General features: G+C 60.5%; 16 protein-coding genes. 12 read left to right on the top strand and 4 right to left on the bottom strand.

Annotation, left to right across the window (positions count from 1 at the left end):
• The first annotated feature begins 52 nt into the window (after positions 1-52).
• Together DYI22_RS02650 and DYI22_RS02645 are read left to right on the top strand one after the other, a co-directional pair.
• Positions 53-1,258, top strand: a complete 1,206-nt coding sequence (locus tag DYI22_RS02650; protein ID WP_228300782.1) for a glycosyltransferase family 4 protein — start codon at positions 53-55, stop codon at positions 1,256-1,258.
• Positions 1,224-1,766, top strand: a complete 543-nt coding sequence (locus DYI22_RS02645) for a phosphatase PAP2 family protein (protein WP_213476489.1) — start codon at positions 1,224-1,226, stop codon at positions 1,764-1,766. Before DYI22_RS02650 ends, DYI22_RS02645 begins: the two co-directional genes overlap by 35 nt.
• Before the next feature lie 6 nt (positions 1,767-1,772).
• On the opposite strand, the gene dinB is transcribed toward DYI22_RS02645, so the two are convergent.
• The gene (gene dinB / locus DYI22_RS02640; protein ID WP_213476488.1) at positions 1,773-2,837 is read right to left on the bottom strand and encodes a DNA polymerase IV; all 1,065 of its coding nucleotides are present in this window, start codon (positions 2,835-2,837) and stop codon (positions 1,773-1,775) included.
• Positions 2,838-2,953: 116 nt separating this feature from the next.
• Between dinB and DYI22_RS02635 the strand changes: the two genes are divergently transcribed.
• From DYI22_RS02635 to minE, 5 genes are all read left to right on the top strand, one after another.
• Positions 2,954-3,235 carry a DUF1244 domain-containing protein gene (locus DYI22_RS02635; protein ID WP_213476487.1) on the top strand — a complete coding sequence of 94 codons (282 nt, stop codon included), beginning with the start codon at positions 2,954-2,956 and terminating at the stop codon, positions 3,233-3,235.
• Positions 3,232-3,621, top strand: coding sequence for a HopJ type III effector protein (locus DYI22_RS02630; RefSeq protein WP_213476486.1), 390 nt, complete (start codon positions 3,232-3,234; stop codon positions 3,619-3,621). The genes DYI22_RS02635 and DYI22_RS02630 overlap by 4 nt, the downstream gene beginning before the upstream one ends.
• Positions 3,618-4,373, top strand: a complete 756-nt coding sequence (minC, locus tag DYI22_RS02625) for a septum site-determining protein MinC (RefSeq protein WP_213476485.1) — start codon at positions 3,618-3,620, stop codon at positions 4,371-4,373. The genes DYI22_RS02630 and minC overlap by 4 nt, the downstream gene beginning before the upstream one ends.
• A gap of 65 nt (positions 4,374-4,438) precedes the next feature.
• Positions 4,439-5,251, top strand: coding sequence for a septum site-determining protein MinD (minD, locus tag DYI22_RS02620; protein ID WP_213476484.1), 813 nt, complete (start codon positions 4,439-4,441; stop codon positions 5,249-5,251).
• Between the two features lie 3 nt (positions 5,252-5,254).
• Positions 5,255-5,509, top strand: coding sequence for a cell division topological specificity factor MinE (gene minE / locus DYI22_RS02615; RefSeq protein ID WP_213476483.1), 255 nt, complete (start codon positions 5,255-5,257; stop codon positions 5,507-5,509).
• 13 nt (positions 5,510-5,522) lie between these two features.
• On the opposite strand, the gene DYI22_RS02610 is transcribed toward minE, so the two are convergent.
• Positions 5,523-6,524: a DUF2804 domain-containing protein gene (locus DYI22_RS02610; RefSeq protein WP_228300768.1), complete on the bottom strand. Its 1,002-nt coding sequence runs from the start codon at positions 6,522-6,524 to the stop codon at positions 5,523-5,525.
• A gap of 143 nt (positions 6,525-6,667) precedes the next feature.
• On the opposite strand from DYI22_RS02610, the gene DYI22_RS02605 reads away from it, so the two are divergent.
• From DYI22_RS02605 to DYI22_RS02585, 5 genes are all read left to right on the top strand, one after another.
• A complete protein-coding gene (locus DYI22_RS02605; protein WP_213476481.1) occupies positions 6,668-7,423 on the top strand; it encodes an START domain-containing protein in 756 nt (251 codons plus the stop codon).
• A 54-nt stretch (positions 7,424-7,477) separates the two neighbouring features.
• On the top strand, positions 7,478-7,960 hold the full coding sequence (locus DYI22_RS02600; protein WP_213476480.1) for an HPP family protein: 483 nt from the start codon (positions 7,478-7,480) through the stop codon (positions 7,958-7,960).
• A 63-nt stretch (positions 7,961-8,023) separates the two neighbouring features.
• On the top strand, positions 8,024-9,379 hold the full coding sequence (locus tag DYI22_RS02595; protein ID WP_213476874.1) for a PhoH family protein: 1,356 nt from the start codon (positions 8,024-8,026) through the stop codon (positions 9,377-9,379).
• A 122-nt stretch (positions 9,380-9,501) separates the two neighbouring features.
• Positions 9,502-11,139, top strand: coding sequence for a diguanylate cyclase (locus DYI22_RS02590; protein WP_213476479.1), 1,638 nt, complete (start codon positions 9,502-9,504; stop codon positions 11,137-11,139).
• 115 nt (positions 11,140-11,254) lie between these two features.
• Positions 11,255-13,198 (top strand): alpha/beta hydrolase family protein, encoded by a 1,944-nt coding sequence (locus DYI22_RS02585; protein WP_213476478.1) that lies wholly within the window; start codon positions 11,255-11,257, stop codon positions 13,196-13,198.
• A 15-nt stretch (positions 13,199-13,213) separates the two neighbouring features.
• Here DYI22_RS02585 and DYI22_RS02580 read toward each other — a convergent pair whose 3' ends face one another.
• Both DYI22_RS02580 and DYI22_RS02575 read right to left on the bottom strand, forming a co-directional pair.
• The gene (locus tag DYI22_RS02580) at positions 13,214-13,639 is read right to left on the bottom strand and encodes a secondary thiamine-phosphate synthase enzyme YjbQ (RefSeq protein ID WP_213476477.1); all 426 of its coding nucleotides are present in this window, start codon (positions 13,637-13,639) and stop codon (positions 13,214-13,216) included.
• 14 nt (positions 13,640-13,653) lie between these two features.
• On the bottom strand, positions 13,654-14,718 hold the full coding sequence (locus DYI22_RS02575; protein ID WP_213476476.1) for a succinylglutamate desuccinylase/aspartoacylase family protein: 1,065 nt from the start codon (positions 14,716-14,718) through the stop codon (positions 13,654-13,656).
• Position 14,719 lies beyond the last annotated feature (1 nt).

Below are 14,719 nucleotides of genomic sequence, written 5' to 3'. Positions count from 1 at the left end.
TAGTGGAGGCATGACTCAGGGACACACAGGAAGCACCGTGACCACGACACCCATGGCCGTCAGGCAGGCTAGCCACATTACCATTGTTTCGGAAACCTTTCCTCCGGAAATCAACGGCGTGGCCAACACCTTGCGACACCTCTGCCAGGGCCTACTGCAGCGGGGCCACCGGGTAACCGTGATCCGCCCGCGTCAGCGGCATGAACGCACAGGTCAATGTGCCCCGGCCGGCGACCAGCTGTTCTCCGCCGAGCACGTGGTCACCGGCCTGCCGCTGCCCGGCTACCCTGACCTCCGATTCGGACTGGCCGGTGCCGGCTCGCTCAGCAAGCGCTGGAAACGGCACAGGCCGGACGCTATTTACGTGGCCACACAGGGGCCACTTGGCGTGGCGGCGGTGACGGCCGCGCGCCGGCTGGGCATCCCGGTGTGCTCCGGTTTTCACACCAACTTTCACTCCTACAGCCGCTACTACGGCGCCGGATGGCTGGAAAAACTGCTCTGCGCCTACGGCCGCTGGTTCCATAACCGCACCGCCATCACCCTGGTGCCGACGCAGAAAATGCAGCGGGTGGTCAGCGCGATGGGCATCGAGCCCACCGGCCTCTGGAGCCGTGGCGTCGACTGCCATCGTTTCACACCCCACAAGCGCGACGACGGGCTGCGCCAGCAGTGGGGGCTGACGGGTAATGATCGGGCGGTGCTTTACGTGGGCAGGCTGGCGTCAGAGAAAAATCTGCAGATGGCAGCGGCCTGTTTCGAGCGCATCCGCGGTCTTCACCCCCAGGCGAGGTTCATACTGGTAGGCGACGGCCCGCTGCGCCGGCAACTGGCCGAACGGCACCCCGATTACGTCTTCTGCGGCACCCGACGCGGCGACGATCTGGCCCGCCACTACGCCTCCGGGGATATATTCCTGTTTCCCAGTAAAACCGACACCTTCGGCAACGTGGTCACCGAGGCCATGGCCAGCGGACTTGCGGTGGTGGCCTTCGACGATGCTGCCGCCAGCGAGCATATCCGCCAGGAAGTGAACGGCATGAAAGCACCTCTTGAAGACGACGAGGCCTTCGTGGACAACGCGCTGCGCCTGGCGGATCAACCCTCCCTGCTGCACCGCGTCCGCATCCAGGCGCGGCTGGACGCGCTGGAACTGAACTGGACCAGCCAGATCGAGCAGTTTGAACAACTGGTATTCAATCAGCCAACAAAGGCCAACTGCCATGCCATCAACAACCAGAGCATCTCGCCTCTTTAACCTGGTGGACCAGCGGGAATACGCGCTGTGTCAGGCGATCAACCGCAGCCTGCGATTTCGCCCGGTCCACGGCTATTTCCAGTTGGTGAGCCGACTTGGCGACGGCTGGTTGTGGTACGCGCTGATTCTCGCCATGCCACTGCTGCGCCCCGCAGACGGACTGGCCCTGGCCTTGCTGATGGTCTTCACTGGCCTGACCTGTACCATCACCTACAAAGTGCTCAAACGCTGGTTAATCCGCGAACGGCCCTTTATATCCTTCCCGAGCATCAACTGCGGCACGCCGCCCCTGGACCGCTACAGTTTCCCCTCCGGACACACCCTGCACGCCGTCTGCTTTACCACCATCCTCGCGTTGACGGCACCGGAAGTGTTCTGGCCGATTCTGCCCTTCACCCTGAGTGTGGCGGCCTCGCGGGTCATTCTTGGCCTGCACTATCCCAGCGACGTGGCCGCGGGCGCGGTGATCGGTGGCTGTATCGGCGCTCTGGCGGTGTTTGTCTCCTGAGCCGGCTCAGTCGAACAACCGCAACTGTGTCACCGGGGAGTCGTCGTTGCGAAAGCGCACCCCCAACCCCAGCAGCCGAACCGGCCGCTTACTGTCGGTGACCAGTTCATCCAGCAGCGGGCCGAAGTCTTCGATCTGCGGTTCGCGAACCTGTTCCCGCACCCGCTCCAGGGTATGGGTTGAAAAGTCGCTGTAACGGATCTTGATGAACAGCTTGTGGATGGGCTTGTGGCGGGCCTTGCGATTCAGGCGCAGATTCAGATCCGCCACCAGCGAAGCCATCACCGATTCGCAGGCGGCTTTGTCGGGCAGGTCCTGGGAGAACGTGCGCTCCACGCTCAGGGATTTGGCGATGCGCGACACCACCACCGGTCGTTCATCACGGCCAAACGCCATTTCGTGCAGACGGTATCCCTGCTTGCCGAAACGGTCCATCAGCACGTCGGCGCCGATTGCCTGCAGGTCGCCACAGGTGGTCACACCGAGGGCGTGGAGCTTGGCGGCGGTGACCTGCCCCACCCCGAACAGTTTCTCCACCGGCAAGTCCGCCACAAAACCGTCAACATCCTGGGGGCGAATGACAAACAGGCCGTCCGGCTTCTTCCAGTCGCTGGCTATTTTGGCGAGGAATTTGTTGGGGGCCACGCCGGCGGAAATGGTGATACCGACTTCCTCCCGCACTCTTTCGCGAAGGTACTGCGCCATCAACGTGGCACTGCCCTTGTGTTCGGTGATGTCGCTGACATCGAGGAAAGCTTCGTCCAGCGACAGCGGTTCCACCAGATCGGTCATCTCCCGCAGAATGGCCATCACCTGCTGTGACACGGCCCGGTAGCGCGACATGTCCGTAGGCACCATGACCAGCCCCGGACACAGTCGACGCGCCTCGCCCCCGGGCATGGCGGAGCGCACTCCGAACGCCCGGGCGCGGTAATTGCAGGTGGTCACCACCCCACGACCACCTTCGCCGCCGACTGCAAGGGGCACCTCCCTCAGGGACGGATCGTCCCGCATTTCAACGGCGGCGTAAAAGCAGTCGCAATCCACGTGTATGATCTTGCGCTGGGGCATGGGCAGCAACTCGGGTCGACAATCTGTACATATATACAGCCTTGTATCTTACGGTAACATGCCGAGAATGTCAGGATCTCTTCAGCCAACAACCACAGTCAAACACGCGAGCGACCATGACTAACCCTATCTCGGAGCCATCACAGACCGACATCGAGGCCGCCGCCTTCCGTCGACTGCTGCAGCACCTGCGCGAACACACTGAAGTCCAGAATATCGACCTGATGAACCTGGCCGGCTTCTGTCGCAACTGCCTGTCCAAATGGTATCGTGCCGAGGCAGCCGAACGGGGCTTCGAGTTGTCCGACCCGCAAGCCCGCGAAATCATCTACGGCATGCCTTACGACGAGTGGAAGACCCGTTACCAGAAAGGCCCGAGGCAGGATCATAAACAATGACGGTAAACGATGCAGTGCGGATCCACCTGGCCTCCCTGGCCGCCGGCCACGCCGACTTTGACGACACTCTGGCATTGATTGAGCGCCACTTCGATTATCAACCCACCGGGTTTGCCAATGGCCCGCTGCACAATGACGCCGGCGAGAACGCCGGTTCCTGCCGGGTATTCGGGCTCGGGCAGTACAGCAATCTGAACGAAGCCGATACCCTGCAGCTGTTTGCCCAGCACTATCAACAGGTGCTGAGCGATCCGGCCGGCAACAGCCATGGTAACATCCGCCAGTTCATCAGCACCGGCTGGTCCGGCATCCGCTTCGAGGGCACGCCCCTTCGCGCTCGCCCCGCCGACACCCGGAACGATCCCAAGGAAGAGAATCTTTCATGAGCGAAACCGCCTCCTCAGGGCTGCAACACTGCTTTCAGCTCAAGAGCGCCAGCGTCTCCATGACGGCGCTGGAGCTGTATTACTTCGACAATGATGAATTCGAGGACACCCTGCGGGACAAGATCAGCCAGGCCCCCGGGTTCTTCAAGGACATCCCGTTGATCATCAGCCTGGAGAAATACGAAGGCCTGAGCAGTGAGCTGGATTTCTTCAAGATCATCGGTACCTGCCGGCGCCACAACATTCACGTGATCGGCGTGCGCGGCGGCAACGACGATCAACGCCGGCTGGCGCGGGGCGCGGCCCTGGCGCTGCTGCCGGGCGGCGGCCAGCGTGACCGGCAGGTCGACCCTGCCGAGGACACGGCTGAAACCAGCGAACCGGCGGCGGCCGCCCCGGAAGCACCGACCGAACCTACCCCCGCCCGGATCATCAGCCAACCGGTGCGCTCCGGCCAGCAGGTCTACGCGCCGGAGGGCGACCTGATCATTCTGGCCCCGGTTCAGGCTGGCGCGGAAGTCCTGGCGGCGGGTAATATCCACGTCTACGGCCCCTTGCGGGGCCGCGCCCTGGCAGGCATTCACGGTGCGCAGTCCGCTCGTGTTTTCTGCCAGTCACTGGAGGCGGAGCTTGTGTCCATCGCCGGACACTATAAAATCTCCGAGGATCTTCAGGATAACGGCTGGAAGACCGCCGTACAGATCCAGCTCAGGGATGACCTGCTGGTGGTTACGCCACTGGAAAAGGCCTGATCTCACTAAAACTACCGGATTATTCGGGACGAACGACGAATCCACAGCGAAACAGGAATGTAACCTTGGCTAGAATCATTGTCGTTACCTCAGGAAAAGGTGGCGTGGGCAAAACCACCACCAGCGCTTCAATCAGCACCGGTCTGGCCAAGCGTGGCCACAAGACCGTGGTCATCGATTTCGACGTGGGCCTGCGCAACCTCGATCTCATCATGAACTGCGAACGCCGGGTGGTGTATGACTTCGTCAACGTCATCCAGGGCGAAGCCTCGCTGAACCAGGCGCTGATCCGCGACAAGCGGGTCGACACGCTCTATATCCTGCCGGCGTCCCAGACCCGGGAGAAGGAAGCACTGACCCGCGAAGGCGTCGAAAAGATCATCAACGAGCTGTCCGAAACCTTCGACTACATCGTGTGCGACTCACCTGCCGGCATCGAACATGGCGCCCTGATGGCCCTGTACTACGCCGATGAGGCGGTGGTGGTCACCAACCCGGAGGTGTCTTCGGTGCGGGACTCCGACCGCATTCTGGGCATTCTGCAGAGCAAATCGCGCCGCGCGGAGATGGGCCAGGACCCGGTCAAGGAACACCTGCTGCTGACCCGCTACAACCCGGCGCGGGTGGAAAAAGGCGAAATGCTGTCGGTTGGGGATGTCGAGGAAATTCTCGCGATTCCGCTGCTGGGGGTTATCCCGGAGAGCCAGATTGTACTGAACGCCTCTAACCAGGGTCTGCCTGTCATCCTGGAAGGTGAGAGCGATGCCGGCCAGGCTTACGACGACGCCGTCGCACGCCTGCTGGGCGAGGAGCGTGAGCACCGCTTCATGTCTGCCCAGAAGAAGGGCTTCTTCTCACGGATGTTCAAGGGGGGCTAAGGGATGAGTTTGCTCGATTATTTCAGAAGCAAGAAGAGCAATAACACCGCCAACGTGGCCAAGGAACGTCTGCAGATCATCGTGGCTCACGAGCGCGGCCAGCGTGAACAGCCGGACTACCTGCCCCAGTTGCAGCAGGAACTGCTGGCGGTTATTCGCAAGTACGTGCAGATCAGTGACGACATGGTACAGGTGGAGGTCGACCGTAACGACAGCTGCTCGGTGCTTGAACTGAACGTTACTCTGCCGGAGGCCTGATCCGCGCCCGCGCTTACCAGCGGGCGAAGTGATCCTCCATCAATCCCCGTAGCCCCGTTACGGGGATTTTTTTACCCCTCTCATCCGTCACAAAGCCTTCGAAGGTGCCCGCGTACTGACGAAAATTGGACGCCAGCACCCAGGCGTTCAGCCGCTCCCTGCGAACCCCCGACGGCTCAAATCTCAGATCAACCCGGCCATCACTGGTGGTCACCCGCCAGGGCGCGCTCTGGTCGTAGCGGTCGAACTCGAAACGGGCCAGTTCGAGCTTGTGGCAGCGCCCGTTGAGCCACAGCGCATTTTCGGTCATCCCCGACTCGTTGACGCCGGTCGCCAGATTCAATCCAACGGAGGTGCCGTCGGACAGAGAACCCGCCAGGCAAGCCCAATTCCAGGCGGTTTCACGGCGCATGAAACCGCAGCTCCAGTCGATCGATCCGCGGCAGCGCTCGTCGCAGCGCCACACCTGATTCCCCCAGCGGATTTCCCCACTGACCGGCAAGCCGGCGGATTTACGGGTGAAAACCCAGCCCGAATAGCCGGCCGGGCTCGCCAGCCTGAGCGGCTCGCGGTCATCACTCAGCTCAAAACCGGCGCGGATGCGGCCGCCGGCAGAAACCGTGACCGTGCGACCGTGGGTGCCCGGAATGATTCGCAGGTTTGCGCCCCGGGAGCGAAAGCCGGCCACACCCGACTCCGGATACGGCTCAATCACCGTACCCATCGCCAGTGGCTGCATAAACGAGGACTCCAGCATCTCCCCGGTTTCAAAATCGAAAAGATAGAAGAAGCCGCTACTGACCAGCTTCAGATCGACAATCGCCAGACCAAACAGCCAGTTCGGCGCCATCACACTGACGAACTGGAACTGGTTGAACCGCCATTTGCGCGCCAGCCCGGAGCGGGGTCTGTCCATGACGGTTCTCAGGTCATGGTCCCGATAATTGATGTGCTCTACCGGGCTGGAAAACACACCGGTGCTTACCCGTCCACGGTCGTCAATCAGCGTCTTCATGGTCGTACTCATCGTCAATTCAGGCCAATTTCAAGCCATGGATTCCACGGCAGCTACCCAGTTCACAAACCCTTGATCTGGCAACACGCCGGCGCAAATGCTCATGATAGACTCGAAGCACCCTATCCAAGGAAGTGTACTCTATGCGTAATCCGAGAGCCCAAGGCACATCGGGCTGGGCCCACCGCTTTACCGCGTTGCTTGCCGGTTTCACTGTTTCCGCGTGCGTGGCGGCCGCCGCTCAGGCCGACCTGCCGCCGGAAGACGCCAGTGGCTGGAGCCTGCGCAAGGAAACCGACAACATCCGTATTTACACGATCGATCAGAGCGATTCCAGTTTCAAGGCGTTCAAGGCAGAAGCGGTGCTGGACACCTCCATGGAAAACCTGATGGCAGTGATGGTGAACCCCCAATCCTGCGTCGAATGGGTGCATAACTGCACCGAATCCTACGGCTTCGGCGAAGGCGACTTCCACGACCGCTACGCTTACTCCGTCAACGACATGCCCTGGCCGGTATCCGACCGGGATTACGTGCTGCGCATCCGCACCCGCGGTGACCAGGCCAGTGGCGAAGTGGTGATGGACCTGAACGCCGTGCCGGCCCGCCGCGATGAGGTCGATGGCCACGTGCGCGTGGATCGCTCCGACACCCTGTACCGTTTTATCCCCGAAGGCGATCAGACCCGAATGATCTGGGTTCAGCACACTGATCCCAATGGCGCCCTGCCGGGCTGGCTGGTCAACAGCCTGTTGGTGGACATCCCGGTGCGGTCGATGGAGGAACTGGAACGGGTCACCCGCAAGGAACGCTACCAGGGCTTTTCCCTGGTTTACGATGAGACCGGGCAACTCACCGGAGTGAAGCCACCGTCGAAATCGGGGGATGACGCGCCTTAACGGACACGCTAAGCTCTGTTGAAAAGGACCCTTTCACAGAACAGGACCCGGTAAATGACTGTTCTCGCTTACGAGATCATGACCCCCAGCATCAAGGCCGTACCGCAATCATGGACGATGGACAGGCTGGCCCGCTTCCTCACCGACAACGAAATTACCGGCAGCCCGGTCACTGATGATCTCGGCGAGATTGTCGGTATCGCAACCCTCAAAGACATTACCGAATTTCGCTGGAACGCCAGCCGCCAGGGTGGCGAGGCAAGGTTGACTGTGGAAGAGGAGCGGGAAGCCCGCCGCCTGCGCATGGCCATTTTCGAGGAAATGGGCAAGGTTCCCGTGGAAGTTCGCGATATCATGACGCCAAGCGTGCTGTCCGTGGAAGAGCAGACCCCGGTGCGGGAGATTGCCGATATCATGATGCGCGAGCATCTGCACCGCATCTTCGTTACAAAAGAGAGTAAAATCACCGGTATCATAACGACATACGACATGCTAAAACTGATATCCGACAAGGAACTTACCAGCCGCTGTGCCTGAAACGTCCGAGCCACCAGAGAGGTAACGCGCCTTATGCCAGGAGCATCGCAAGCTCGCCGAAAGATGTACGTCCTCGACACCAACGTTCTGATTCACGATCCCAACGCCCTCCTCAATTTTGAAGAACACGACGTCATCATTCCGATGACGGTCCTTGAAGAGCTCGACAGTCTGAAATCCGGCAAACAGGCGGTTGCTGCTGATTGCCGTCAGGCCATTCGCAACATCGACAAGTTGCTGGGCGATGCCAGCCCGAAGGACATTGAGAAAGGCGTACCCATCGTGCGGGCGAAAAAGGCCGATCCCCTTGGCACTCTGTCGATCCTGATGAGCACCGAGCACCTGGGCAATCATTCGTTGCCGGAACACCTGAACGACAACAAGATCATCAACACCCTGGCGGCGCTGCAGAACCAGCACAAATCCCGGGACATCATCCTGGTCAGCAAAGACATCAACATGCGGCTCAAAGCCCGCGGTTTCGGGGTCGAGGCCCAGGATTACCACAACGACATGCTGCTGGACGATATCGACCTGTTGCCCAAGGGTTACAAGGAGTTTGCCAATTCGTTCTGGGACACCATCGAGAAGGTGGAGACCATTCAGCGTGAAGGCATCACCGAGCATATTCTCAAGCGTGAGGGCGACCTGGCGCGACTGAACATCAACGAATTCGTGGTGGACGAACTGGGCTTTGTCGGCCGGGTGTCGGATCTGTCCGACAACCAGATTGTGATCCGCGATCTCCACCAGCATGACCTGATGAACGAGGAAGTCTGGGGCCTGGTGCCCCGGGACATCTATCAGGCCCTGGCCCTGAACCTGCTGCTGGACCCGGATATCCACCTGGTCAACCTGACCGGTTCCGCCGGCTCCGGCAAGACCATCCTGGCGCTGGCGGCGTGCATCGAGATGACCGTGGCCAGCAAGCTCTACAAGCGCATCATCGCCACCCGCAGCACCCAGGGCCTGGATGAGGACATCGGCTTCCTGCCCGGCACCGAGGCCGAGAAGATGGAGCCGTGGTTAGGCGCCATTGTCGACAACCTCGAAGCGCTGCACGAGGACGACGAGAACATGACCGCGAGCGTGGACTACATCCTCAGCAAGGTTCCGCTGCATTTCAAATCAATGAACTACATCCGCGGGCGCAGCTTCCAGCACAGCCTGATCATTATCGATGAATCCCAGAACCTGACGCCGCACCAGATCAAAACCATCATCACCCGCGCAGGCAACGGATCCAAGGTGATCTGCCTCGGCAACCTGGCACAGATCGACACCCCCTACCTGAGCGCCCTGAGTTCCGGCCTGACCTACATGACAGAACGCTTCAAGGGTTTCCGCCAGGGCGGCCACATTCACCTTCAGGGCGTTCCCCGCTCGCCACTGGCGGAGTACGCCGAAGCCAATCTGTAGGCCCTCCACATTAACTGTGACGTTTTGTAAGGCGCCTTTCCTCCACAGGCATTCCAGTAGAGAATGCCTGTGCCTGAAGATTGGGGGAACGCGTGAAATCCTTGTCACTGTCTGCAAAAACAATGCTCCCGATCATTCTGATGGGCGTACTTTTGTCTCTGTCTGCCTACCTGATCCAGACAAAAGTTATCTATCCCGCTTTCGCAGAAGTAGAAACCAACTACGCGAAAAACAATATAGACCGGGCCATAAGACGCCTGGAATCGCAGCGGGAACTCATTGATTTCACGGTGTACGACTGGTCAGCGTGGGACGACACCTACCGGTTTATTACCGACAGAAGCGCGGCCTATATCGCGTCCAACCTGCACCCCGACACCTTCTGGAACTATGGGTTTGACCTGGCCGTTTTCATGGACGCCGACTACCGTCCAGTCTGGGCGGGTGTTTACGACTTCCGCTCAGACGGCGATCTGGTCGACATCACCGAAACCCACCTTGACCGGATACTGCCCAAGGCCGCAGCGCACGCTCAAAGCATTGATCTTGGCGAGTACATAGACGATCAGCGCGCCAGTGGCATATTCGTCATCGATAACACGCCGGTCCTGTTCTCCATGAGACCCATCGTCCGGAGTGATGGCAGTGGCCCCCACCGGGGTTTCATACTTTTCGGACAGTTTCTCAGCAAGGAGGTGGTGGAGGACTTCTCCCAGCAAATCGTGCTCGACTTCAGTATTGAACCGGTTGCCCCCTCCTATGAAGGGCCGGGGCCTGATGAATACACCGTCTCGCGCATCAGCCAGGATGCCCTCTCCGCTTCGAAACTCTATAGCGTGGCAGGCGTTCCCAGCCTGACAGTTTCCGCCACGCTACCACGCAGCATTACCCGATTGGGCGGGGAAATTACACAGTACGCTGTCGCTCTGTTCATCGTACTCTGCATCCTCATTGTGCTGACGTTGGTGGTGCTGGTGCAACGGGTAGTGGTGTCGCCTATCCGCAGCCTGAGGAAGGATATTTCGGCCATCGCCACCGCGATGGATTACTCGCTGAGGACCACCATCAGGAACGACGACGAAATCGGCGCCCTCTCGCGGGAATTCAACTTCATGCTGGAACTTGTCGAATCCAACAATGCCGCCCTTCTGCACCTCAACGCGGAGCTGGCTTCGGAGCACGAGAACGTGCTGAACGCCCAGACCAAACTGCGGATCGCCAACAAGGCGCTGAAGAAACAATCCGAGACCGATGCCCTTACCGGCGTCAAGAACCGGCTGGCGCTTGAGAAAAAGCTTGAGCAGGATTGGAAGCTGCTGGGACGCACGCGCGACCCGCTCACCGTGCTGCTGATCGATATAGATGATTTCAAGGGCTATAACGATTACTACGGTCACCAGGCGGGGGACGAGTGCCTGAAACGGGTCGCCGGCATTCTTCAGCAGGCGGCCAGGCGGGATACAGACATAGCGGCCCGCTATGGCGGCGAAGAATTTGTGATCGTGCTGCCGGGAACCAGTGTCGAGGATGCCAGGGTTATTGCAGCCGGCCTGCTGACAGCGATCAGGAAGGAAAACATCGAGCACGCCAGGAGCAGCACCGGGCCCTACCTCACCCTTAGCATCGGCATCGCGTCGGTTGTACCCGATCCAGTTCTCAGCGTAGAAGCCCTGATCCGAGGTGCCGACAAAGCGCTCTATCAAGTCAAAGCCACCGGGCGCAATAATTTCCGTTTCGAAGCCCCACCATCGGTTTCTTGACCAATCGGCCACGCCAGTATGGCAATCCGGCCATCCCACATTGCTCGCCAGCGCCTTAATGTGATCCTTGTCACATTATGTAACGCACCTTACAAAAACAAACATAGGCGAGATTATGAACAAGTTGACCAGACACCTGGTGATCGGCGCCAGCGCGCTTCTGCTGACAGCCTGTGGCGGAAGCGGTGGTAGCTCCTCCGACGACGGCAGCGGAAGCAGCGTCCAGGGCGACACCGAGAGCCGCGAATCCACGCCGGCCGCAACCACCCCGGAACCCACCGCGCGCACCATTAACCGACCGCTGACGACGAGTGTGAGCGAACGCCAGCACGCCTCCTGTGATGCAGACCAGAATCTTTCCGGGGGCCGAAGCTACCGGGTGGAAATGCCCTCCCGCGTCGACGGCGCGGCCATCGTGTTCCAGGTATTCGAGCCCCGTCAGTTCGACTGCCGTACCGAGCATCCGTTGATTCTTCAGGGGCACGGCTTCAGCGGTTCCCGCTCCACCGAGAGCGGCGATGACCCGCTGGCGCCGATCGAGCCGTTGGTCAGCGCCGGCTTTACGGTGATCAGCATCGACCAACGCGGCCACGGCGAAAGCGGTGGCACCATCCGGGTCATGGACCCGGACTTCGAGGGTGAGGACCTGGTGCAGATTGTTGACTGGGCCGAGACCCACCTCGATTACCTGAAATACCGTGACGACAACCTGCTACTCGGCGGCATCGGCGGCAGTTACGGCGGTGGTTTCCAGTACCTGCTGTACAACGTGGATCCGGACCAGCGCATGGACGCCATGGTGCCCCACATTACCTGGCACGACCTGACCTACAGCCTGAACCCCGGAAACGTCACCAAGAATTACTGGCTGGCGTTCCTCTCGGTGGCCGGTGATGCCGGCAGCGGTGGCTCCATGGACCCGCTGCTGCGCTCATCACTGATAGAAGGCATTGTAGGGAATCGCTTCCCCAATCCAGCACTGGATTTCCTGCATTATCACAGCCCCAGCTACTTCTGGGAGAACGAGCGGGATCTGGCGCTGTTCGACAGTGGCAACACCCAGGAATACCTGCTTGACCCGATCACAGGCCGGATCCCGATCACCAGTGACGGCCGCTATGTGATCAAGACCCCACAGAAAGCCCCCTACCCGGTCGATGTACTGATGTTCCAGGGTATGCGCGACAGCCTGTTCCCGTTCAACGAGGCCTGGGAAAACTATCGGGAACTGAAGGCTGCGGGCGGCGATGTGCGACTGCTGACCTACCCGTTCAGCCATCACTACCTATCACCCAACGTGGGGCTGATCCAGGAAACCATTCCCAGCCTCGATTTCTACGCCAAAGCCCTGCCGGAGCTGGCCGGCGCCGGCCTCAACGTGCTGGCCAATTGCGGCGACATCAACGCCAATCAGGCAGCGGTGGCCTGGTTCAACGAGAAGCTTCTGGATCGGGGCGACGCCGACAACGTGATCACCACCGGCGAGCAGATCTGCTACACACTGAGCCCCGGGGATGCAGTCGCAGCACCGGAGGTGACCGTAGGCGGCAGACGTTTCCCGGTCAGCCGCGAGATTTTCGGGGAAGAGTTTCCAGTGACAGCACTGACCGGTCTGGCCGGCCTGATACCGGCCGGCATTCCACTGACTACGCTGGAAACCGACGCGGTCATCGCGGGCATTCCCACGGCCACCCTCAAGGTTGGCGCGGTTATTCCCGGCACCGAGGAACTCTGCCTCGAAACGTCTGATCCACTGACCGCCACCGGCACCTGCGACGCCATCCTGTTTGTTGGCGTCGGCGTTATTCGCGGCGGTGCCAGCGTGCCGGAGTTGATCGACGAGCAGGTTCAGCCGGTCCGCGGCTTCGGTGAGCATACTCTTGAACTGACCGGCATTGCCGAGCGACTGAAGGCGGGCGATAAACTGGTGCTGATGCTATACGGCCAGCATCCCACCTTCCTTGGCGCCTTCTCCCGCGATCTGACCGTGGCATCGGTCAACGTCAGCGGCGAGGTCGCCTTGCCGCTGCTGACGCCGGATGGTCAGGATGCCCTGTGATGGCGACGTGTAAGATTACCAACGCCCCTGCAGGGTCGCCACTATTCGGCGCCCGCCGGCACGATCGCGGTGCTCGCACAGGTAAATGCCCTGCCACGTACCCAGTGCGAGATGGCCATGGGTAATGGGAATGGTCAGGGCCGGGCCGATGATCACGCTCTTGATGTGCGAGGTGGTATCGTCCGGCCCTTCCAGGGTGTGTTCATAGTAGTCAGCGTCCTCCGGCACCATCACGTTGAAGTGACGCTCCAGGTCCCCACGCACATCCGGATCAGCATTCTCATTGATCGCCAGCGACGCCGAGGTGTGCTGGATAAACAGGTGCAGTAGCCCCACTTCGCAGTTGCGCAGATCCGGAGCCTGGGCCACCACTTCATTGGTGACCAGGTGGAAGCCGCGGGGCAGCGGCGCTAGTTCGATGAAGGTCTGATCCCAGATCATGGTATGCCTCGCGGTTATTTCTGCCGGTCGTCCCACGGGTGGACAGGGACCACGTCCTCGGCCACGTCGCCTTCGTAGCTGCTGCGGAAATAGTCCATGGCTTTCTCCGCCTCACTGAGCTCATCAAACCGCGCGATGTGATAGATGGCTTCGCCCTCGTTCACCAGTGGCAGGTTGTTCACGCAGATCACAATGCCGGAACAGGGCGACAGCACGGCGGTTTCCGACTCGCCAAACGGGTCGGCCACCATCGCCAGCTTCTGGCCCTTGCGGACTTTCTGTCCAAGGCTGGCGACCGGTCGCATGATGCCATCAATGTCGGTGCGCACCCATTGTGAATTGGCGGCGGTCTCTGACCGCTTGCGGGGCGCTTTCGGGCCTTTCTTGGAGGGAATCATTTCCAGTTCCCGCATGACCCGGATCACGCCTTTTACACCGCTGGCGATCACCACATCGTCAAACCGCAGGGCCTCGCCCCCCTCGAACGTCACCACCGGAATATCCTGGGAATCCGCGTACGCCCGCAGGCTGCCTTCCCGCAGGCTGGCATTGATGATGATAGGCGCACCGAAGGCCTCGGCCATGCGGATGGTTTCGGGGTTTTTCAGCTCGGCCCGGATCTGCGGCAGATTGAAACGGTGAATCGCACCGGTGTGAAGGTCAATGATGTGGGTGACGTGCTCCATGATCTGGGTGCGCAGCAGATACGCGATGCGGCCGCCCAGGGACCCGCTTTCGCTGCCGGGAAAGCAGCGGTTCAGGTCTCGCCGGTCCGGCAGGTAACGGGTGCGCTGCACGAAACCGAAAATGTTGACGATGGGCACCGCCACCAGCGTGCCCCGCAGGTGACGCAGGGCAGAATTGGTCAGCACCCGGCGGACAATTTCCACGCCGTTGATTTCGTCACCGTGAATGGCGCCACACACCATCAGGACCGGGCCATCTCGCCGGCCATGCACCACTTCCACCGGAATGTGCAGCGGGGTATGGGTATACAGCTTGGCCACCGGCACCTCCACCGTCAGGCGGGTGCCGGCCTTGATCTCGGTATCGGCAATGACAAAGGGAGCCCGCGCCATA

Origin of the sequence: Marinobacter lipolyticus (genome assembly GCF_018424605.1) — a bacterium.
Classification (GTDB): Bacteria; Pseudomonadota; Gammaproteobacteria; order Pseudomonadales; family Oleiphilaceae; genus Marinobacter; species Marinobacter lipolyticus_B.
The sequence above is the reverse complement of the archived record's forward strand: the minus strand, read 5'-3'. Positions and strand labels throughout refer to the sequence as shown.